The following is a 22756-nucleotide window of genomic DNA, read 5'->3' as shown; positions in this document are numbered from 1 at the left end:
CACATGAATATCCAAATGAATTCCGCTACAACATCGATGCGTGAATTGCAGAAGAAAATTGATATTATTTCGAACAATATTTCGAATGTAAATACCACTGGCTATAAGCGCCAAGAAGCCAACTTTTCTGACGCACTTGTCCAATCGATTGAAAAACAAGCAGGACTGCAGCATGAAGTAGGGAGAAGTACACCTTATGGATTACGCGTAGGATCTGGAGCCCTTATTTCTCAAACAACTCTTCGGACTGAACAAGGTTCGATTCAAAAAACAGATCGGCCGCTCGACTTTATGATTCAAGGAGATTCCGGCTTTTTCAGAGTTGCTTCTCAAGGCAATACTTACTATACAAAAGATGGATCATTTCAATTGCAAACAATCCTAAATTCCAATCAAGTAAACTTAGTAACATCTTCAGGGGACTCTGTTCTCGATAGCAATAATCGTCCAATTTCCTTTGACGGAGATTACGATACGATTAAGGTTAATGAAAATGGAGCGCTAGAGATATCCTATAAGGATTCAGCAAAACAGCCTACACAAATCCAATTAAGCATTGCGGATATTAACCGTCCGAACTTGCTTGAGAAAATCGGGGCTAATCGATATCAACTTCCTGGAACTGAAGCAGAGCAAGTAGCAAATGGTACTTTACAAGTTGTAAATTTAGCCGATCCAAATAATCGTTCCATCAGAATTAATCAAGGTTCCCTAGAGATGTCAAATGTTGATTTGACAGAGGAAATGACAGAATTAATTTCGACGCAACGATTGTTCCAATCACAAGGAAGAGCTATTTCATTCGCCGACGATATGATGGGCTTAGTTAATACGATAAAGGGTTAATAAATTAGAGGTTTCAGTCTTCTAGAAAATCTCAGTCTGACTTTTTGGGCTTGACGTCTGAATAATTGACGTTGACGTCTGAAAAAACGACCCTGACGTCTGAAAAATTAGCGTTGACGTCTGAAAAACATCGGGAGGGACCAGGTTTTCAGTCGGCTTTACCTGCTGCAGCTTGTTCTTGAGATTAAAGAGAGTTTGGCTTGTGACTTCGTCACTCGCCAAACTCTCTTCTTTTTTAAATCACCTCTCGGCGGATGCGCTTCCTTCGCTTTATTTAGACATTCGGCCGAAGATGAAATTTCGGCCACTCTCTGCTTATTTTATTTTCGGCTATTTTTTAAGTTAGTAGTTACAACGCTTTTTCTAAATGGAGCGGAGCGTAACTAAAACCATTCAAAACCCTTTAGATAGGAGTCATTACGCTAAGCTGCATGACTCTTTTCTGTTGGTAAGGGTTAAGACAAACCTTGATTCAAGCTTTTCAATTTGGACGTAGGAAAAAACTGCGTCGACGTATGAAAAATCGACGTTCACGTAGGAAAACATTAGAAAGCACAAAAATAACTATGAAAAAAGAGCAAATGTATAGCGCATTTGCTCCTTTTTCATACCTATTATCTTAAGAAGTCCATTAGACTTGGTTGAATGATTTTTGCTGAAGCTGCAAGAGTTGCTTGATAGATACTCTCTTCGCTTTTTAATCTCGTAATGGCTTCTGCATAATCAATATCTTCGATTTTTGATAACATCGATTTAAGTTCAAGACTACTGTCTTTGATACGATTTGCGACCGCTTCCACACGATTTTGTCTAGCTCCCGCTTCCGCTCCAGTTGATAATATTCTCTCAATCCCTTTATCGATTTGCTCTATAGAGGTTGGGCTACCAGAACGAAGTCCTTCAGAAAGATTGTTTAATGTTTGAAACAGATTGGCATCATCTTCTGCATTTCCAAATAATTTATCAGCTGTCACATTCGCTTGAACAACCACACCATCTGCAATGGTAAATGTTTTAGCACCAGTATCAAACGGATTTGTTTTATAGGAATCTTTTTCAGGGAATGGTGCTTCCTTCGTTTTTTGTCCATTAAACAAATAGTTGCCATTTACTTTTGAATTGGCAAATGTACGAATTTGTTCAGTTAGTTCGTCCACTTCTGTCGCGATAATCGATTTATCCGCATCTGTAAGTGTATCATTACTTCCTTGAACAGCTAATTCACGTACTCGCTGCATAACATTAACCATGTCGTTAATCGTTTGATCAGTTTCATCTAACCATAAGGTTGCTTCATTGGTATTTCGTTCATATTGTTCATTAGCAGCTAGCGCACTTTTCAAGTTCATCGCTTTACTGACACCATTCGGGTCATCAGAAGGTCGGTGAAGTTGTTTGCCTGTTGATACTTGGTTATTGGTTTTTTCCAATCGACTCAAGTTTTGATTCATATGACGCAATGAATTTTGATGTAACATTTGTTGCGTAACTCTCATCATCATATCCTCCAATACCTCATGATCAACGTGCAGCCATACGGTTAATAATCGTATCTAGCATTTGATCTGTGGTTGAAATCATTCTTGCTGCCGCACTATATGAATGTTGATACTTAATTAAATTCGCCATTTCTTCATCAAGAGAAACACCACTCACCGATTGTCGATGACTTTCTGTAGCCATTAAAGCAGCCTCATGATTAGCTATTGAGTTCATCGCAGATTGGCTTTCCGCTCCCAGTTCACCCACAAGAGATTGGAACGAATCTTGTGCACTCTGAGGATTACCAGCTTGATTTAACACAGGTGGATTATCTTTGCTAATTGTAGAGTTAACTTTAAGATTAGCAATCGAAAAGTTATTTTCATCTCCGATAAACAAGTTCCCTCCAGCTGTTGCAGGAGTTGCAGACATCCCAGTTGCCACCGCAAACTCTTTGACCGAGTCATTGAGTTTGTTTTGGTAATTAGCAACGATTGTCAGTGATTCATTGATACCAGCCAATTTCCCTCCGGTAATAACACTGTTCTCATCAATCTTTGTCACATTCGATCCATCGACAAGTGAAGTTCCGTTACGCAAGGTGATATTATAAACTCCGTTGGTTTGAGCGTTCACTTTTATAGGGACAAGTTCAGATAGTTTTTCAACCAGGACATCGCGCTTATCAAGTAAATCATTTGATTGTGAACCACTTCGTAGAATACTAGTATTCAATTCAGCTATTTGTTTCAAATAGTCGTTTGCTTCGTCCGTCGTCGCAGTTAACTGTTGGTTTAAATCGTCTTTTACATTTGACATCGCACGGTCCATTGTCTGAGCGGTTTCTACGAATGCTTCTGCTCGTTCTTTAAGAACTGCTTGTGCGGATGGACTGCTCGGATCATTCGCTAGGTCTTGCCATGCACCAGATAATTGATCCATTGCAAAACGAAGTCCAGTTTCGCTTGGTTCATTGATAGCCGTTTCAAGGCGGTCCAGTGTCTGTTGTTTAACTGACCATTCGCCAAGTGTTCCGGCTTGGTCTCGGTATTGTTGATCTAAAAAGCGGTCTCTTACACGGGTAATCGAGTCTAGTGATACCCCGGAGCCAAGTTGACTTGGATTAACTGCACCACTTGTCCAAACGTCTAATGATGGTGAAGTCGTTGTATTCACTTGTTGGCGTGAGTACCCTTTGGTATTCGCATTGGCAATATTATGACCTGTTGTTGCGATACTTGCTTGCCCAACATTTAAGCCGCGTTTTCCAAGTTCTAATCCGTGAAAAGTTGAAACCATGTATATCCCTTCTCTCTACCTTCGATTAAGCTTTTGTATCAAAAAAGCCTTGACTGCTTGTTTGTGATTTTTGTTGACATAACGGGGATTGATAATTGAAATGTTGTTGTTTTGACTTTGTAACTTGTTCGATCATATGTTGAACAAAGCTCATCGAGTCTGTAAGGAGTCTCTCATTAATTTTATTTTTTGTTTGTAGCTCTACCATTAGCTGTTGTAATGTTTCCAGTTGTGAATGCAACGTGTTTTTGACGCTTTCATCTGGAAGTAGTTCTACAAATTGACTAAAGCTCTGTGACGAATGCTTTTGCAACAAACTCTCTACCAACTGTTGACGTTCATTTTCTAGGTCATTGAGTTGTTTCACAATTTTTGTCTCTTCATGCACTAGCTTATTTAACTCATTAACTTTTCGCTCGATTAAGACTGTTTTCTTTTGATCTGCGTAATCTATAAGTTTCTTTTGTATGCTAATTAATTCTTCCAGCGTCGTGACCATTACGTGAAGCATCCGACACCCTCCTCTTTTAAAGCACCAACTTATTTATCGAACCAAAATTGATAGAATGAATCTGCCACTTTCTCACTGTTGACTTGATATTCGCCAGATTGAACTTGGGCTTTTAATGCATTTATCTTTTCTTGTCTCTCTACATCTACTTCAATGTTTTTCTTAAACATCTCTTTTGCTTGTGGGGAAATTTGCAGTTGGTCTTCCTTTTGAATAGCTCGTGTTTTCCCTACTGGAGTTACTTGCATTTGTTTTTGATAAGATTGAATAAGGGAAGAACCAGTTGTTTTGTCAATATTCATTCCTTCACCGCCCTGTCGTTTATTTTTTTTCGTTACTTGTCTACCTGCAAAAATGAGTGAAATATATGTTCTACTTACTGCGAATTTCGTCTAATAGCTTTTCTTGCATTAATGTTCGATTCACATCGGTGGAGAATCGAGTGAAACACTCGTTACAGAGCAGCTGTCTTTTGATCAGTTTACCACAGTGAGCACAACGATATCCTAGGTTAGGATAGTCCTCAGAGAAGATAAGTCCGTCACGAAGGAACTCTGCAATTTGTTTTACAGATACATTCGTAAATTCACTCACTTCTTCAATCGTAGCATAACGGTTTTGATCAATTTCTAAAAAGTCAGCCACGAGATTAAGATTATGCTCGATTTCTCGGTAACAATCTAAGCAAGAATCCGTATGATCTTTTAGAAATAATCTTCCGCAAATTATACAGTTATCTAACTGGCCTGATTGCATGTGAATCACCTGATACTTTCTATTAGTTATATCGGCATTTCATTAGAAATGTTTAGTTAAAATTATTATTTATTGTATTTTAAATTCCGTTACTAACACACGGTCGACTTCCCCAGTCTCCACGATATTACCAAGCTTCGCAGAAAGTTCTTTTTCGAGTATGGATATTCCTTCCCCACCAATTAACTGGTCTTTCGTCAGGCCAGCAATAGTAGAAATAATCGCAGCACGTACTTCAGGTGTCCGCTTTTCTGTCTCTTCTTTCGCTTCTTTGCTACTCAACAATATATTAAATTGCACAATCGCAAAATTACTAGCAGATGCTAAATTCGTTGTAATGATATCGGTATCAATACTTAGTTCAGCTAACTCTTCTGCTGATATTGCCTTTTCAATTTCAGGTTCTGCCTCAACTTTTTTCATATAAAACATCGCGCTTGCACCAATAGCCGCTACAGCGAAAAAAACAACAAATATTACTTTAATTTTTCCCATGTTACACCTCTAAATAGTTAATTTTCTTGCTTATAAGGTGAGATTAATACTTCTACGCGACGGTTTTCTGCTCTACCCGCCTCTGTGTCATTTGAAGTGACTGGTTGGAACTCACCATATGCCGTTGCACTAAATTTTTTCGGATCTAATTTCTTATTTTCAAGAAGTATTTTCATGAAATTTATGGCTCTCGCAGAACTTAATTCCCAGTTTGACGGAAATTCTTCTGAAACCGCAGGGACATTATCCGTATGACCATCAATCAGAATATTCCTAGGAGGGTCCGTCACTAGTAAATTAGAAATCTCAACTGCAATAACTTTTGACTCTTCATTAATATCAGCACTACCAGATTGATATAAAACACCTTCTTTTATTTTAAGCACCAATCCTTTAATCGTTAGCTCCGTTTGTAGCCTTGGCGATAATCCTTTTTCGGTAATATATTCTTCGATTTTCTCTTGAAGTTCCTGGAGTTCTTTGTGGTCTTCATAAGCAGACATTACTTTTTCACTTTCTTCGATAGGAATCGTCTCATCCAGCTTGGCCGTTGAAGAAGTATCTTCAGTAATCTCGATTGCAGCTTGTTGGTCTAGAACGCCTGTCCCGCCTTGTAGCTCCGTATTAAAAGAATCCGAAATCGCTTTGAATTTTTTAGAATCAACTTCACTCGCAGCAAACAAAACGATAAAAAGAGCAAGTAATAGCGTTAAAATATCTGCATAAGGAATTAGCCATGATTCATCAACATGATCTTCATGCTTTTTCTTACGCTTCAACACGAACACCTACTTTTTCTTCTGGTTCATCAAGAACACGATCTTTTGCAGGTAAATACGTAAGTAGTTTTTCTTCCACTATACGTACGGGAAGACCTTCTTGAACGGCCAGTAATCCCTCCAACATAATATATTTAATCTTAGCTTCTTGTTCTGATTTACGTTTCAACTTATTTGCAAAAGGGTGCCACATTACATAACCAGTGAATATACCGAATAACGTAGCAATAAATGCAGCAGAAATCGATTTACCCAGCAAGGAAATATCGTCCAAGTGGCCAAGTGCTGCTACAAGACCAATTACTGCACCAAGTACACCTAAAGTGGGTGCATATGTACCTGCTTGTGTGAAAATTTTTGCACCAAGCTCATGTCTTTCTTCCATTGCAGCAATTTCTTCTTCCATCAGTTCTCGAATATATTCTTGTGATTGTCCATCAACCACCATCTTTAATCCTCGTTGTAAAAACGGATCTTCTACCTCTTCAGCTCGTTCTTCCAACGCAAGAAGACCTTCTTTTCTCGCAAGCATTGCCCATTCTGTAAAAGTAGGAATTAATTCCTTTATCGGAACGATCTTTAAATCCGAGAAAATAACCTTAAATAAAGCAGGTATTTTCTTTACTTCATTCATTGGAAACGCTATTAATATGCAGGCAGCTGTTCCACCAAAGATGATTACAAGTGCTGCAGGATTATATAAAGCAATAGGGTCAGAACCTTTTAAAATTAACCCACCAACCAATACAACAAATCCAAGTATTATGCCTAACCATGATGTCTTATCCACACCAAAACCTCATTTCAAACTTTGTTTTCTCTTATCTGTTTTTCATCTGACTCATCGCTTGCTTCCATGTATCTCGAAGCTCGACTACATAGCCTTCTACTTCTTCGAGAACAATCGTGTCGTTCTTCATATTCGCTTCGACGAGTCGGTTATACATATAGTCATATAGTTGAGCCATGCTTGCGGAAAGCTCAATGTCCGGGTCCAAGGTATAGCGTAGTTCTTGAATTATTGCCTGCGCTTTAATCATGTTTGTGTTCTTATCTTCGTATTTATTGTCCGCCATCGCTTTTTTTGCGAGCTTTATGAATTTCAGGCAGCCGTTGTATAGCATCAGCGTTAGTTCCTGCGGTGATGCTGTCATGACGGAATTCTGTTGGTATGCTTGATAAGGATTGATTGTTGCCATTACTTCCCCTACTTCCTTTTATCAATAAATGATCCGCCGACCCCAATATTTTGGTAAGCGCCGATATATTTCTTCGACATGTGCTTTGTTCGACTGATACGGTTCATCTGGGTGCCGAATTCCTGATAGAGGTCATTGATGAGCGGTTGCAGCAACTCTTCCAGAATTTTTAATTCATAAATCACAGCTTTGTCCTCCGAAGTCCAGTGAAACCCTTCAGTTCCAATTAATTCTGCGAGCTTTCCTATGATCTCTTGCCGCTTTTCAAATAGTTCCTGCAAGACTTCGAGCTGCCCGTCTCTGTTGTTCTCCATTTTAGAGTCGACCGCACTCGCTTGCAGGTGTAGTTCTTTCGTCAGCTTGAGCAATTCCACTACGTTTTTCTTGTACATTTTACATGCCACCGAACATGTTCTGTTGCATCCATACACTTTGCTGGTTCATCTTGTTCATCGCTTTTTCCATTGCCGAGAACTGATTCCAATAGCGATCTTCGACGCGAGTCAAACGGTCTTGCCATTTGCTTATATCATCGTTCATTTGCTTGATTTTCTTCGTGATGAAACTATTATCGATCGCACTACCAGGGTTTCCTGCGCGGTTTCCTAGATTCTTAATAGCCGAGTTTAATTCGTTATAAACTCGGTCACCAATTCCGAGGCCTCCGGTTTTATTCGTGAACAGTTGCATCACTTCATCAGGCTTGTCCGTCAACGCTTTTTTCAACTTGTCTTCATCAATGTTCAAGCGAGCTCCCTCGCTGTAATGGCCCGTCGAAATACCGATCTGTGACAGTAGGGTGAGGTTGCCAGGTGCAATTCCTTCCACTTCGTCCATGAAAGCGCGACGCAATTGTAACACCGTATCTCTTAAAATAGGATCGTTACGCATCAAGCCGCTCTTTGATTTTTCTTCCCATAATTCGATTTCCTTGTCACTCATCGCTTTTTTCTGTTCATCGGTCAGTGGCTGGAAATCCGGGTAACGCTTTTCAAGGAGCCCCATTTCGATTTCAGTAATTGCTTTATTGTATTGTTCTACAAAGCTTTTAATAGATTCAATCGGTTTTGCGGTATCCGAGCTAACCGTAATGGTAGACGGAGGAGCAACCTGCAATAAATTCAAAGTCAAACCGTTTACCGTTGTCTGATTCGTCTTCAGTCCGTCGATTAAAATACCATCGAGTTTCACCGACCCGTTTTTCGCGGCCGATGAGTAAGCTGTCGCAGTGGCAGTAGAAAATGATGTTTGTGTATCGACACCGACCACTTGCTTTGCTAATGCAGCAGAACCAAAGTCGAGAGTGAAATTCTCTGATGCTCCCATGCCTTTTGTGGAAACGAAGAATCGGGATGTAGTATCGTCAAAACTCACGCGAAGTGCCGGCGAGGATGAGGCAGTCGCATCTTGAAGCATGGTCGCTACTTCTTTATATGTCTCGGTGCCATCAAGTGTTACCGCAACAGCACCTGAGCTACCGTTCACTGTAATTGTTCCTGCTGTTCCTATTACATCCGTTGATTTAGCCACAGAGTCATCTGCTTTTGTGATAGCACTCTCCGAATGCAATTTTGCGGAACTCGCGACGCTTATTACTTCTGCCTGGTACGAACCTGAGACCGCACTTGAAGTCGTTGTCACCGACAAGCTAGCTGAGTTCGATGATGTCGCACTATAGGCGTTAAAAGATGAGGAGAAACGTAGACTGTTCGCGCTGGTCCTCAGATTCGATAACGTCAAATTGAAATCGCGATACGAATCCTGCTGCCATTCTGTCCACATTTTTTGCTGGGTCAGTTTATCAAGTGGCATTTTTTCAGCCGTCATAAGGTCCTTCACTAACTGGTCAATATCCATCCCTGTTGCTAATCCGCCAATACGCAATGTCCTTCACTCCGTTTCTATGAATCTCTATAGCTTTTTATCTATTAACAATCCTGCGATTTCCGCCAACGAAGCGTACATATCGAGGAATTTTTTATTGGGAATCTCTTTCAACACTTCGTCCGTCTGTGTATCAATGATTTGGACGTAATATTCGTCCAGTTTCTCGTGCAGCTGAAACTTCAACGACGTATAGAATGGCTTCAAAAAGTCATTCATTTCATTCGCTTTAGCCAGGAGCTTCTCTTTCGGAACTTTGTCGACCGTTTCTTGGATAGGCTGTGTTAGCTCTGCCGGGACCGGTTTCTCTCTGTTTATTTCAGCCTTATTCGGAAAATAAATAGCTGTCGTGTTTTTCACTTCCATCTGCGGCTCTCCCCCTGCGTTTCCACTATGTATCGCGGCTGCGTCCGAGAAAGACAACTTCAACCGTTATGTATACATTAGTTATCGGCACAAAGGGCAATATTTTTAACTCATTTTCGCAAAAAAATAAAACCGATTCATGAAGAACCGGCTTTTCTTATTAAGCTAAGTTATTAAACTGGCGGCTTACTCCATTTGTCCAGTGGTTGTTCAAGCCTGTCGGATCATTCGCAGCACCGACTGGCGCGTATTTTGCACCGATTTCAGCAATGGTCTCTTTGCCTTGGTTCAAGTAGTTCTTGCGAAGATTTCGCGCCATATCGAAAATACTGTCTTCAACAGATGCATAGCTTCGCAGTCCATTCTTGCCCATCATGCCAGCGACATTATTTTTGTCATGAACAGCTCGAGAAGAACCATTTCCCGTTTCGTGTATAGCAATCGAAGAAAGAAGAGTCGGATCAATGTCGTATTTTTTCCCAGCGTTGATAAAATGATTTGCCGTTCCGCTAAGTTTGCCTTCAAGCGAATTCTCGAGCTTGATAAGCTGTACCGGCTTGAAGCCAAAATCACTCGTGTCATTCTGACTCGTCGCCACTTCCCGTGTATCGATTGGCGAGATGCTCGTTGAAACTGGTGTTTCAAGCTGCTTAATCATCACTTGAATTGGCGTAAATGAACCGTTCCCCTGAAGTGACATCGGATTTTTCATCATTGAAACTTCTGGCAAGTTCGTCTGTTGGATATTTTGCATCGCAGCATTCAAAATCATTATAAACATTGAATTATCGTTTGACATGCCACCAAGTGGCGAGCTTCCTTGCTGATTGATAGAAGGCAATGCTTGTGCCATGGAAGCCATGGTCATATATTGAAACCAATTGGAAGAAATCGGGCTAGACATGAATCGTTTACCACCTTTTTATAAATGAACGTGATTCCATTATACGAAAAACCTGGAATATTAAAATAGGTTAATTGTGACAAAAAAGTTTAGTTCATTACCTAATTTTATGAAAATCCTAGAAAATATAAGCCATAGGTCACGTTTCACTGGTTTTAGAGGAAGGAATTCCGAGATGAATACCGAATTCTTTACTACACGAGACATCAAATGGATGGAGGGAAATGTATGAAGGTGGCTTACCGATGGGGTGCTTTTGTAATTCTACTTATGTTCACTGGCTTATTGGCGATTAAAGGAATAGAGTTATGGTCACAAAGAACGGCTGTTGATGGTGCGGGAATCAGTGTGTACTTTTTGATTTTTGAAATTAATGACCGAGTATTAGAAGCGGATATTGCCAACTACGCAATCGGCTTTTTTGCTGCAAGTATAGGAACAGCTGTTGCCGCTATTGCTCTGGCAGTGAACACTTTGTCCAAATCTAAGGGCAAGGTGATGGAGGCTTGATTAATAAAAAAGGGGCTGTCCTAAAGTCATCAAATATGACTTAGGGAAGTTCCCTTTTTTTATTTAGTGTGGTAGATTTCCGTTACAGTCGGACGCTTTCCGCGGGCATGGCCTCAGCCTCCTCGACGAGCAAAAATTCTCTGCTCCTGCGGTTACTCGTCGCAAACGAGTTGTGTAATTTTTACACAACTCATTGTCTGCGGGGTCTTCAGCTCATGCTATTCCTGCTGAAGTCGCCGACTTTCACTACAATCATTTACCTGTTTAAAAGTTAACTGTCATATAAAACATAGCTTTTAACTTGAATCAAAAGAAGAGTCACACCCGATAACGGATGCAACTCTTCTTAATTCAAATTATTTCTTAGAACTCTTTGTTTCCACAGTTGCTTGGCCGACAACTAAGTGTCCGCCAACCGTACCTCGGAATTCGAGTAATTGTTCGCCGTCGATCCAGTTGAAATCTTCGCGGTTGAAACGGAAATGTCCATTTTTAGCCTGTTGGCTGAAGCCATTTTTGCCAGAAATTGCTGACACACCGTTAATTGTAACCGATTCTAATACGAAATCTTTTGTATCAAAGCCTTTTGGCAATTTCACTTCTACAGAGAATACGCCGCTATTGCCTTTAATGATACCTGGCATTACTTTGAAACTAGCCATTGGAATATAAACTGTCATTTTATGTTCCAATATAGTTGTCCATCCTGCTTGATCCGTTACTGTTACTTGAATTTTATATTCACCTGGCTGATCGAATGAAACCGTTTCTCCATTCGCAACTTCCTCGCCATTCACTGTCAATTTCTCAGTAACGATACCAGATAGGGCATCACTTGCTACATACGTAATTGGCCACTTCGAACCAAGTGATACTTCTTCGTCAAGCGTCCATGAAACTTTTGGAGCTGTCTTGTCGATTTTCACTTGTGCTGTTTTAGCATCTTCTTTGTTGCCAGCGATATCCGTGCTGAAGAACTGGACATCATTGATTCCTTCTTCACTCACGGTAAAGCTTGTGCCTTCTGCAAATTCGGAACCATTTACTGAATAAGAAGTTGAAGTTACACCGCTTAAGATATCTGTTGCAGTTAACTCAACTGCAAATTCTTCTTTCAGCCATTTGTCTTCGATGTTCGAATCTGTTTCAGGAGCAGAGAAATCAATCTTCACTTCTGCCGTTTTCATTTCTTCTTTATTGCCAGCGTGATCAACGCTGTAGAATGAAATCGTATTAATTCCTTCTTCAATCACCGTAAAGCTTGTACCTTCAGCAAACTCAGAACCGTTTACTGAGTAAAACGTTTGAGCAATTCCGCTTTGAGTGTCAGTTGCAGTCAATTCCACTGCAAACTCTTGATGCCATTCGCCATCTGCGTTCGAAATCGTTACTGGAGCAGCCGAATCGATTTTCACTTCCGCTGTCTTCACTTTTTCCACGTTTCCAGCTTGATCAACGCTATAGAATGAAATCGTATTGATTCCTTCTTCTGTTACTTCAAAGCTCGTGCCTTCCACAAATTCTGAGCCATTTAATGAATAGAACGTTTGTGCAACTCCGCTATGCTCATCAGTCGCTGTCAATTCCACCGTAAATTCCTGATGCCATTTATCGTCTGCATTTGAAACCGTTTCAGGAGCTGAGCGGTCGATTTTCACTTCTGCTGTTTTCACTTCTTCGACGTTTCCTGCATTATCAACACTGTAGAATGAAATCACATTGATGCCTTCGTCAGTGACTGTAAAGTTGATGCCTTCTACAAATTCAGAACCATTGACAGAGTAGAATGTTTTATCAACGCCACTATGATTGTCCGTCGCAGTCAATTCTACAGAGAACTCTTGGTACCACTGATCATCTTCGTTAGAAACCGTTTCAGGAGCTATTCCATCAATGCTCACTTCAATCGTTTTCACTTCTTCTTTGTTGCCGACTTTATCCACGCTATAGAAAGAAACAACGTTGACACCCGCTTCAGTAACAGCAACGCTTGTATCTTCTGTAAAATCAGAATTGTTTACCGAGAAGAATGTCTTGTCGACACCGCTCTTGTCGTCAGTTGCTGTCAATTCAATAACTGCTTCCTTCTGCCAGTCAGCAGACTCGCTCGCTTCTGTTTCAGGAGCCGTGCGGTCAATTTTCACTTCCGCCGTCTTCACTTCTTCCACTCCGCCAGCTTGGTTAACGCTGTAGAATTCAATTTTGTTGATTCCATTATTTTTAATCGTAAAGCTTGTGCCTTCTTCAAATTCAGCACCGTTCACAGAGTATAATGTTTTCGAAACTGTGCTCTTGTCATCAGTCGCCGTCAATTCTACCGTGAACTCCTGATGCCATTCGTCGTTAGCATTTGATACCGTTTCAGGAGCAGACTTGTCAATTTTCACTTCAGCCGTCTTCGCTTCTTCGATGTTTCCTGCTTTATCGACGCTGTAGAATGAAATCGTATTGACGCCATCTCCTGTAACAACAAAGCTTGGACCTTCTTTGAATACAGCACCGTTCACTGAATAGAAAGTCGTTTCAACGCCAGCTTTATCGTCAGTCGAAGTCAATTCAACTACAAACTCCTGATGCCATTCAGCATCCGCATTTGAAATAGTTTCAGGAACCGTCTGATCGATTTTCACTTCGGCCGTCTTCACTTCTTCCACATTTCCAGCAAAATCTGTGCTGTAGAATGACACCGTGTTGATGCCTTCTTCATTTACAATTACGCTGTCGCCTTCTGTGAATTCAGAGCCGTTAACTGAGTAGAACGTTTTCTCTACTCCGCTTTGTGCATCTTCAGCAGTAAATTTGACTATGAATTCCTGATACCAGCTGCCGTTTGCGTTCGAAGTCGTTTCAGAAGCAGTTTTATCGATTTTCACTTGAGCCGTTTTTACTTCTTCTGTGTTTCCGGCAAGATCCGTACTGTAGAATGAAATCTTTTGGATACCGCCATCGCTTACTGTGAAGTTAGTGCCTTCTTTAAAATCCACTCCATCAAAAGAATAGAAAGTTGAAGCTACTCCACTCTTATCATCTTCTGCAGTCAATTCCATTAGGAAGTCTTGGTTTAACCAAGTATCACTTACATTTGACGAGGTAACTGGAGGTGTCAGATCATTTTGCATTTCAACCGCAATTACGTTTGAGTAATTCGAGTCGCCAAAGCGGCTGTGCGTCACAGTAACTACATATTCATGTTTACCATCAGTGATGTCGTTTACTGTATAAGTTCGTTTATCCGTCGAATCGATTAGAAAATATTCACCGTTAATCACTTCGTACACATTGTAAACTGATGCACCAGTGATTTCTTTCCAATTTAATGTCGCTGTTTGTTCGTCGAATGATAAAAGCTTTAGCTCCGGACTTTGTACAGTAGGATGCCCGAGCGTATACTCCACTTTTGACGGAGCGGATTCACCGAAACGCTCGCTCACTGCGGTGACTTCGAATTCGTACCAGTCTTCTGGCATATTGGTGAAGATACGGCTTGTGCGATCAGTTGTCACCACAAACTCTTTTACGCCATCTTTGACTTGGTAAATATCGTATTTTGTTGCAAATTCAACTTCATTCCATTTCAAATACAGATCGTTGCCATTTAATACACTAATGCTTAGCTCAGGTGCAGCTAATTCAGGATGTACAAGCGTATAATTTACTGCGCTCCCAGTCTTGGATTCGCCAAAACGGTCGCTGAACGAAGTGACTTCGTATTGGTAATCCCCTGCAGGAAGGTTTGCAAAAGAGCGACTTGTACGGTCTGTCGTATACAAGAGCTTTTTCACGCCATTATCGATTTGATAAATATTATAACCCGTAGCAAACGTTGCTTCCGGCCATTTCAGAAATAAATCATTGCCGTTCATTGCAAATACGTTAACACTTTCGGGAGGTGCCATCTCTGGAAATACTAAATCCACCTCTGCCTCTACCGCCGATTGCGATTCTCCAAATCGGTTGCTAACAGAATATACTTCGTATTTATAGTTTCCAGCGGCTTTATTTGGAAAAGTACGAGACAAATTTTCTGTTGTATTAAGAAGTTTTTTCATGCCATCTTTTACTTCATAGATGTTATAAGCAGTCGCAAATTCAACTTCTACCCATTTCAAGTTAATATCATTACCATTCCAAACGTTCAATGTCAAATCGCTTGGGGCTGACATGATGGGATGAACTAAAGTTAAAGCTGTTCGGACCGTTGTCGCAGATTCCCCAAAACGGTTGCTGACTGATGCAACTTCATAAGTGTATTCGCCTGCCGCCATATTGCTGAATGTCCGACTTAAGTTTGACGTGTTTATTACTAACTTCTTAACGCCATTTTCAACCTGATAGATGTTATAGCTATCGGCAAATTCGGCAGCTTTCCATTTCAAATTGATATCGTTGCCGTTGTAAATAACTGAATTCAATTCTGATGGCGGAGCCATATCAGGATGCACTAATGTAATTTCAACTGGTGCCGAATGTGCTGATTCACCTATGCTTGTACTAAATGCAGTTACCTCGAAAGTATAATTTCCTTCAGGTTTATTTGAATAGCTGAAGGATTCTCTAGTAGAAGAACCAACAATCGTTTTTTCTCCATCTTGGACTAAATAAACATTGTATTTTTGAGCATAAGAAACTTCATTCCACTTTAAAAGAAGATAGTTCCCATTACTAACACTGACTGTTACACCTTCCGGTGCTTCTAAAGATGCTGCAAAAACACTTGCAGCAGGCAATACGAACTGAAGTACTAGCAAAATACTTAATAACATTGAAATAAGACTATATTTCTTCATCTATTTTGACCCCCCTTTATACCTATTTAGAAAGCAAATAAACAACTTAAATTAATTGGCATTTCAAATGTTTAAACAGAAAAATAAGAGACCCCCAAGTAACTAGAGTCTCTTATTTTTCACATCATTTACTTATAATTAAAAATTAACGAAGCAATTGAAGTACAGCTTGTGGTGCTTGGTTAGCTTGTGAAAGCATAGCTTGAGAAGCTTGAGTCAAGATGTTGTTCTTAGTTAAGTTCATCATCTCTTTCGCCATATCGACGTCTCTAATGCGTGATTCTGCAGCTTGTGTGTTTTCAGCACTTGCGTTTAGGTTGTTGATTGTGTAGTCTAAACGGTTTTGAACAGCACCAGTGTATCCACGTCCGTCAGAAACAGTTTGGATTGCTGCATCTAAAACTGTCAAAGCAGCAGCTGAAGTTGTAGCATCAGTTACATCAACAGTACCAAGAGCAGTCAAAGTTGCAGTCAAATCTACATTAGTCAAATCAAGATCCAATGTTTCTGCAGAATTAGCTCCACTTTGGATTGTCAATACACCCGCTGTACCAGCAGATGCGTCAAGCAATTTTTGACCATTGAATTGAGTAGTGTCTGCAATATCTTGAATTGTTGCAGTCAACTGTTCAAGTTCTCCACCGATAGCTGTTCTTTCAGCAGTATTGTTAGTATCACTTGCTGCTTGAACAGTCAATTCACGCATACGTTGAAGTACTGCATGTGTTTCGTTCAAAGCGCCATCAGCTGTTTGGATCAAAGAAACTGCATCTTGCGAGTTTTTAGAAGCTTGTTCAAGACCGCGAATTTGTCCGCGCATTTTTTCAGAGATTGAAAGACCAGCTGCGTCGTCTGCACCACGGTTGATGCGCATACCTGAAGAAAGTTTTTCCATTGAGTTAGCTGCGTTGCCGCTCACTTGGCCCATTTGGCGGTGAGTGTTAAGTGCTGCGATGTTGTTATTGATAATCATTTTGTATTACCTCCGTGTAATGTTTTTTGTTTTTTTGCAAGAGTTCAAATCCGTTTGAACTTCCTTACAGTATTTATATCGGAGGCTCTCAACAAATGTTTAGCGTTTTTTGAAAATATTTCTATTAATTTTTAAAAAATAAAAAACCTACAAGTTATCTGCAGGTTTTACATTGAAATTACTGTTTCATATTCAAGAAATCACTCAAATTTATAACATTTGAAGTCGCGAGTCGATTCTCTTCTTGAATCTCCAAATATATTTCTTTCCGGTGAATGGTTATATGCTTTGGTGCTTTAAAACCGAGTTTTATCGTATCTCCTTCAATGGCAGTAACGATAATTTCAATGTTGTCATCAATAATGATGGATTCACCTTTTTTTCTTCCAAGCACTAACATATGCTACACCTGCCTTGCTACAGCTTTTTCACTGTGTTGGAATAATGGCTGCCTAATCTTATAGTCTTTATTATCCAGTACAATCTGCATACCTAGTTGCTTGTTATTATTGATGATAATAGGTGCTTTTAAGTTAGTGGTCGCATCTTGTATTTTGCCATTAGCTGTCACTGTTGTTAAGACGAGTGCATCGGTAGGATTCTCTAATTCAAGGCGTTCCACCATTTGCTCTTCAAGTTTAACGTCGTATTCCTTAAAAAACGAGAAAGGATCGACCAAAAAGAAATTCACTTCTTCAATATCTATCGATTGCAAGAAGAAGAATGGTGTTTCTCCTTTATCATCCGCGGGAATTAATACATACTTCTTAGACTCCTCAAATCCTGGAATCCCTTTATTAAAAGTGATTACACTGCTATCTGCTAGTTCTAGTTCACCAAAACGTGTGGTTTGAATCTTCATAAACGGCTCCCTTCATGTTGTAAAGATTTTCTATTTCATTCTAGTATCTATTTTTACATAAATTCGTTTTAGTAGACAGTAAAACTATTTCTCTCACTTCCTAGGAGAAACGTTTTAATTAATAAAAACAGCTTGCTAGATGTTTCCACCTAATAAGCTGTTTAGTTATTTTTTTGTGTTGAATAACCTTCAGAGCCATTCCTATTTCCAATTAATTTATATGCATCCTGGTCAACCAATAACGTGACATTTTCATGTTGCCATAACCAAGATGCTGGAAAGTTTGCATCAATCTCTTTACTCAGTAACTGTTTAACCGCACTAGCTTTCTTTTCACCGGACGCAAGTAATAAAATCTGTTTACTTTTTAAAATGGAGGCAATCCCCATAGTAATGGCGTGGTTAGGAATGTCTTCTTTAGAATCAAAGAAACGAGCATTGTTTTGTCGAGTTGTTTCATCTAATTTTACAACATGCGTTTTACTAAACTCACTAGTTCCAGGCTCATTGAATCCAATATGGCCATTTGTTCCGATTCCTAAAATTTGAAGATCGATAGGTCCTACATTATCGAGTAAATCCTCATAACGGACACACTCCTTTTCAATCGATGAAGCCATTCCATTTGGAATATGGGTATTCTCTTGTTCAATATCAATATGTTGAAATAATCGCTCATTTATAAACGTGTGATAACTATTCGGATGGTTTTTTCCCAAACCAAGGTATTCATCTAAATTGAAGGTTGTCACATGCTGATAAGATATTTCTCTCTCCTTGAATCCATTAATAAGGCATTCATAAAGACCCAAAGGCGTTGATCCTGTCGATAGCCCAAGCACAGAGTGTGAATTTAATTTAATTTGTTCTTCAACCAGTTTTGCTGCTTGCTCGCTCATAGCTTGATAATCTTCTAGTACGATTATATTCATCGTATTCCCTTCTTTCGTTAGGCAATCATTCCTTTATTCTTCATTGAAACACACACTATTCTTCCAATTTTTTTAAAAGAAACCGCAATGAGATTGGTTTCTCTCACGCGGTTTCTCAAGTATTTAGTCAGTGATTATAAACTCATCGGATAACGGAATTAGATTTTCACCATCTTTTTTCCCTTCCCATGCCGTTACTTTCACTGTGTATCCTTCAATCATCTCCGGAAGTTTAAGTTTTGTAGACATCTTCATTGTCTTATTTTTCGGAATGGTTCTTGAAATACGCGAAACATCAACAATTTGACCCTTTTCATTTAGAAGTTCCATCATTACGAGAATATCTTGATTGATTGTTTTTTTATTGGTTACTTCTATTTCAGCAACAATCATTTCACTTGCTGTCAACTGATTGATTCCTTTTCCATCTTTGTTTACAAAGGTATTCTTGACATCCATTGCGTATGTTTGCTTCCAAGTAATTGTATACTCTTTTTCAGATTTACCATCTGTACCAGTTACAACAATTGTCGTGGAATTTTCTCCATCAACCATGTCAACATCAGCACCAGATTGATTTGCTAGTACTTCCAATTTATCTTTTTGATCTGCAAACAGTGTATAGTTCGTCGTGCCAGGTGAAAAGGATGGAATAACAGTTCCATCTAAGGCAATTGATTTTAATGTCGCGTCTGTTTCTTGAACTTTGATTTGATGCAACTCATTACCAAGTGCGTAGTAAATACTGCCATCAATACCGAGAGTCATGTTGTTCATGAAATCTTCCACAAGAACTTTATAAGCAAGTGTTTCTGGATCGATGGCTATAAGTTTACGAGCTAGCGTCGTATATAACATACCATCTGGAGCCCACTCTAATCGGTACGGTAACCATTTGCTACTATTGTATAGACTTGGTCTAATCACCTTGCTCTTTACGACTTCTTTTGTTTCAGGATTCACCGCAAAGATTGTCCCATCTACAGCACCCCAAAGGTTGCCATCAGGACCAAATGATATTTCACCAATCATTTTTGGTGTCTCATCAATGCCTGGGATATCCACTGTAAATTCATCGATTTTCTCACCTTTTGCAACATCCCATACGAAAATTTTCGCCTCTTCCGCTTTCGGATTAATTCCTAAACCACCCCATACAGAAGTGCTCCCATACAGTTTTCCATCTTTATAAGCCAGTCCAATAGTACTTTGATCTTGGACAATGTTCCGGTACTGAGACCACGAATCTGATTGTTCATCAAAAATTGCTAGAGCACCACCAAGAACGCCGTAATCTGGTACCGTCCCTACAAATAATTTATTGTCACCGGAAGTTATCGCAAATGGGCGATCTTGGTGATCTTCAATATCATATTCAAATGAAGGATTCGAATTTAAATCAATTTCCTTAAGTGGATCGTAACTATACATTCTCGCTCCAACATACGTTCCATAGTAGACCTTATCATTTAAAAACCCTATTTCTTCAGGTTGCGCAAAGGTTGGAAGGTTAACTTCTATTTCTTGAGAGAATGGATTATAAATACTCATTCCCCGCTGATAACCACCCATGTATAACTTCCCGTCAAATCCTGCTTTAAGTGACTGGATAGCGACAGCCTGTGATGAAATATCAAGCGCAATAAATCTGACCTCATTTGTTTCTGGATTAAATAACATATACTCACCGTACTGAGTAACCATTGCTAAGACAATTTCTCCACTAGTTAACGTAAGCCACTCCATATCCTTCACTCGAACAGTGTCTGGTAATAAAGGTATGTTCTCAATAACTTTGGACTCGTTCAGGCTAAAATCATATTGATACAATTGATTTTCAAATTTGTAATAAATAAGATTTTCATTGTATGGCGAAGGATTTGAAACTTTATTGCTATATTTAAATGTATGAAGAATCTCATTTGTATTCGGATCAATCACGAGCATTGTTATGGAACCTACCGAAACAAACAATTTATCTTTGATGATCGTAATATTTTCAATCATGCCAGATTGACCGGAATGTCCCTCAATTAATACTTCTTCTTTCTCACCTGTCACTCGATTAATTTTAATCAAATGTTTTGTCGTTCCAATTCCCACGTAAATAAACTCTTCATTTACAGCAAGACCTCTCGCGTATTGTTGTCCCTCTTTTGCAGTACCATAATTTCTGAATTGACCAGTGGCAATGTCATATTCAAAGACGCTAGCATTTGGATAGGTAGTCCCATATATTTTACCGTCTTCGGAAGCTTCAATATCCCATACCCAGTCATCAGAAGGATTGACTCCTAGTTCTTCAACAACCTTTAATTCAGGTAGATAGCGATATAGTTTTCCATTAGCTGTTCCAGCAAAATAAACATTTTTATCATAGCCAACCGTCATTGCCCATAAGGCCTCTGTCGCTTCAATTACTTGAGAAAATTTAATCTCACCTGTTTCAGCATCTAAAACAGAGAATGTCCCTGGTAGACCATTTGAGTGGTAATAGACCTCATTTTCTCCCTTGCTATTTTCTTGAATAACAGATGCTTGTCCTAATTGGACCTGAACCATTTTCCCTAAATTTGCTGGTGTTTCATACTCACGATCTAATGCTAACTCCTCTTCAGCTAACTCCCATGAGATATCATCAAAATATGTTTCCGTCAGACTAATTCCACCTGAATAAAGGGCGAGTCTTGCATAAGATGCGTTAGCTGGAGCATCAGTGAAAACCTTTATTTCATCCCATTGATTTTTCGGTAAATTTCCAAACAGTTCAAACTTCACTTCATCCACTAGTTCATTGTTTTCACTATCATAATAATGAACTTCAAAAACGATATTATGTGATTGCTGGATTACATGAGTCATACCTTTTGCCAAATAAGAGGCTCCTGGTTCGACAGCAATTTTATTACTTAAGACTCTGAGACCTGTTTGATCAGAAGTGTCTTTGAAATGGAGACTTTGATTACCACTATGATAGACAGAATTATTCGTCGTAACTCCTGTTAATCCATTTTCTACATTCCATCCTGGCACCGACCCGTCGCTATTAACTGGAATTTCAAACCCTGCGTTTACAAGAACTTCGAAAATGTCTTCGACAGGGGGTTCAGGTGCCTGTTCAGTTAAAAAGACATTATCAAAGTAAACATCTGTTAAACTGATTTTTCCTGAGTTAAAGGATATTTGCATAGTGACTGCTTCTGCAGGCGCATCTGCTTCTAAGATAATTTCCTGCCAGCCAAGACCAGCTTTACCTTTATGCAACTCGTTTTTAAAACCGACTAACACATTTTTGTCATCGTAGAATGAAAGTGCGAATTCTACAGAGTGGCTTTGTGTAATAACATTCATCTCTGCTGTGGCCTTATAGCTATGGTTAGCAGCTACTGGAATCCGATTCGATTTGGCTTGCGTTTGAACGAGATTTGAATAGTCTTTTAAGCGTAAACGGTTCGGGCCTTCAAAAGGCGTAGATGTCAGTAAAGTTCCTGATGTAATCCATCCTGGAATTACAACAGATTCCTCAAAACTACTATTAGTCAGTTGAAGTTGTTGTCCATCCGTAGTTTTTTCAACCTCTAATTGATCAACAAATATTAGGAAAGGCTCCGAAGCAGAACTCTCAACGACAATTTCCGCCTTTGCTGTTTGCTCAGGTGCTACTACGTCTAGCCCCGAATCAACCCATTGATCATTGTCAGATATAGTGACCGGATAAAGACTTGTTTCTAATATATTTCCTTCTGTATCATAAAAAGTGACTTTATAATCTATTGAACCCTCTACAAAATTTTGCACATAATGCTTAGCTGAAAGTTCAAAATTACCTTCTGAAATAGGAAAACGATCACTTTTTAAACGAATTAAATTTTCTTGGGAAAATATCTGCATACTGTTATTTCCATCTACCTTATTATCTGAAGAGATGGTTCCCACTCCCGTCAAAACCTTCCAACCGGGAATTTGATTGGGTTCTTCGAAAGTAGAATTCTCAATAGCTAAATTATATTCTTTTGCTAAGGTGGCAGCTGGCATTACAGGTAAGCTCCCGATTAAGATGATAATGGATAAAAAGAGTAGCTTTACTAATCGATAGTTAGACTTCAATATGATTCACTCCTAGTGGATTTTATTTAAATAAGATCATACTTTCACAAATGAAATTTATCCC

21 protein-coding genes are annotated in these 22756 nt (G+C 39.4%); 2 read left to right on the top strand and 19 right to left on the bottom strand.

Going from position 1 to position 22756, the window contains the following annotated elements; translation table 11 throughout:
• Nucleotides 1-3 precede the first annotated feature (3 nt).
• Nucleotides 4-846 (top strand): flagellar hook-basal body protein, encoded by an 843-nt coding sequence (locus WBG45_RS01780; RefSeq protein ID WP_424412080.1) that lies wholly within the window; start codon nt 4-6, stop codon nt 844-846.
• 614 nt (nt 847-1460) lie between these two features.
• Here the strand turns inward: WBG45_RS01780 and flgL are convergent.
• The 13 genes from flgL to WBG45_RS01715 form a co-directional block, all read right to left on the bottom strand.
• Nucleotides 1461-2342, bottom strand: coding sequence for a flagellar hook-associated protein FlgL (gene flgL, locus WBG45_RS01775; RefSeq protein WP_424412079.1), 882 nt, complete (start codon nt 2340-2342; stop codon nt 1461-1463).
• Nucleotides 2343-2367: 25 nt separating this feature from the next.
• On the bottom strand, nt 2368-3627 hold the full coding sequence (gene flgK, locus WBG45_RS01770; protein ID WP_424412078.1) for a flagellar hook-associated protein FlgK: 1260 nt from the start codon (nt 3625-3627) through the stop codon (nt 2368-2370).
• Between the two features lie 25 nt (nt 3628-3652).
• On the bottom strand, nt 3653-4138 hold the full coding sequence (locus WBG45_RS01765) for a flagellar protein FlgN (RefSeq protein WP_424412077.1): 486 nt from the start codon (nt 4136-4138) through the stop codon (nt 3653-3655).
• A gap of 29 nt (nt 4139-4167) precedes the next feature.
• Entirely contained in the window at nt 4168-4440 is a 273-nt protein-coding gene (gene flgM, locus WBG45_RS01760; RefSeq protein WP_424412076.1) for a flagellar biosynthesis anti-sigma factor FlgM, read from the bottom strand.
• Nucleotides 4441-4510: 70 nt separating this feature from the next.
• Nucleotides 4511-4894, bottom strand: a complete 384-nt coding sequence (locus WBG45_RS01755; RefSeq protein WP_424412075.1) for a flagellar protein — start codon at nt 4892-4894, stop codon at nt 4511-4513.
• 69 nt (nt 4895-4963) lie between these two features.
• Nucleotides 4964-5389 carry a flagellar basal body-associated FliL family protein gene (locus WBG45_RS01750; RefSeq protein WP_424412074.1) on the bottom strand — a complete coding sequence of 142 codons (426 nt, stop codon included), beginning with the start codon at nt 5387-5389 and terminating at the stop codon, nt 4964-4966.
• A 17-nt stretch (nt 5390-5406) separates the two neighbouring features.
• Complete coding sequence (gene motB, locus WBG45_RS01745) at nt 5407-6168, bottom strand: flagellar motor protein MotB (protein ID WP_424412073.1); 762 nt, start codon at nt 6166-6168, stop codon at nt 5407-5409.
• A complete protein-coding gene (motA, locus tag WBG45_RS01740) occupies nt 6158-6958 on the bottom strand; it encodes a flagellar motor stator protein MotA (RefSeq protein ID WP_024536573.1) in 801 nt (266 codons plus the stop codon). The genes motB and motA overlap by 11 nt, the downstream gene beginning before the upstream one ends.
• Nucleotides 6959-6989: 31 nt before the next feature.
• Nucleotides 6990-7367 carry a flagellar export chaperone FliS gene (fliS, locus tag WBG45_RS01735; RefSeq protein ID WP_424412072.1) on the bottom strand — a complete coding sequence of 126 codons (378 nt, stop codon included), beginning with the start codon at nt 7365-7367 and terminating at the stop codon, nt 6990-6992.
• Nucleotides 7368-7375: 8 nt separating this feature from the next.
• A complete protein-coding gene (locus WBG45_RS01730) occupies nt 7376-7759 on the bottom strand; it encodes a flagellar protein FliT (RefSeq protein ID WP_424412071.1) in 384 nt (127 codons plus the stop codon).
• A 1-nt stretch (nt 7760) separates the two neighbouring features.
• A complete protein-coding gene (gene fliD / locus WBG45_RS01725) occupies nt 7761-9251 on the bottom strand; it encodes a flagellar filament capping protein FliD (RefSeq protein ID WP_424412070.1) in 1491 nt (496 codons plus the stop codon).
• 27 nt (nt 9252-9278) lie between these two features.
• Nucleotides 9279-9617 carry a flagellar protein FlaG gene (gene flaG, locus WBG45_RS01720; RefSeq protein WP_424412069.1) on the bottom strand — a complete coding sequence of 113 codons (339 nt, stop codon included), beginning with the start codon at nt 9615-9617 and terminating at the stop codon, nt 9279-9281.
• Nucleotides 9618-9777: 160 nt separating this feature from the next.
• Nucleotides 9778-10521: a glucosaminidase domain-containing protein gene (locus WBG45_RS01715; RefSeq protein WP_424412068.1), complete on the bottom strand. Its 744-nt coding sequence runs from the start codon at nt 10519-10521 to the stop codon at nt 9778-9780.
• A gap of 228 nt (nt 10522-10749) precedes the next feature.
• Between WBG45_RS01715 and WBG45_RS01710 the strand changes: the two genes are divergently transcribed.
• Nucleotides 10750-11031 (top strand): hypothetical protein, encoded by a 282-nt coding sequence (locus WBG45_RS01710; protein ID WP_424412067.1) that lies wholly within the window; start codon nt 10750-10752, stop codon nt 11029-11031.
• A 356-nt stretch (nt 11032-11387) separates the two neighbouring features.
• Here WBG45_RS01710 and WBG45_RS01705 read toward each other — a convergent pair whose 3' ends face one another.
• The 6 genes from WBG45_RS01705 to WBG45_RS01680 all read right to left on the bottom strand — a co-directional run bounded on the left by WBG45_RS01705 (nt 11388) and on the right by WBG45_RS01680 (nt 22692).
• Nucleotides 11388-15818, bottom strand: coding sequence for an OmpL47-type beta-barrel domain-containing protein (locus WBG45_RS01705; protein ID WP_424412066.1), 4431 nt, complete (start codon nt 15816-15818; stop codon nt 11388-11390).
• A gap of 145 nt (nt 15819-15963) precedes the next feature.
• Nucleotides 15964-16791: a flagellin gene (locus tag WBG45_RS01700; protein WP_424412065.1), complete on the bottom strand. Its 828-nt coding sequence runs from the start codon at nt 16789-16791 to the stop codon at nt 15964-15966.
• Nucleotides 16792-16969: 178 nt separating this feature from the next.
• Entirely contained in the window at nt 16970-17191 is a 222-nt protein-coding gene (gene csrA, locus WBG45_RS01695; protein ID WP_424412064.1) for a carbon storage regulator CsrA, read from the bottom strand.
• A gap of 3 nt (nt 17192-17194) precedes the next feature.
• The gene (gene fliW, locus WBG45_RS01690) at nt 17195-17653 is read right to left on the bottom strand and encodes a flagellar assembly protein FliW (protein ID WP_424412063.1); all 459 of its coding nucleotides are present in this window, start codon (nt 17651-17653) and stop codon (nt 17195-17197) included.
• A 161-nt stretch (nt 17654-17814) separates the two neighbouring features.
• The gene (gene nagB, locus WBG45_RS01685) at nt 17815-18585 is read right to left on the bottom strand and encodes a glucosamine-6-phosphate deaminase (protein WP_424412062.1); all 771 of its coding nucleotides are present in this window, start codon (nt 18583-18585) and stop codon (nt 17815-17817) included.
• Between the two features lie 123 nt (nt 18586-18708).
• On the bottom strand, nt 18709-22692 hold the full coding sequence (locus WBG45_RS01680) for a hypothetical protein (RefSeq protein ID WP_424412061.1): 3984 nt from the start codon (nt 22690-22692) through the stop codon (nt 18709-18711).
• Between the last annotated feature and the right edge of the window lie 64 nt (nt 22693-22756).

The sequence above is a fragment of the Paenisporosarcina sp. genome (assembly GCF_049671445.1).
Lineage (GTDB): Bacteria > Bacillota > Bacilli > Bacillales_A > Planococcaceae > Paenisporosarcina.
This window is presented reverse-complemented; position numbering and strand designations above follow the sequence as displayed.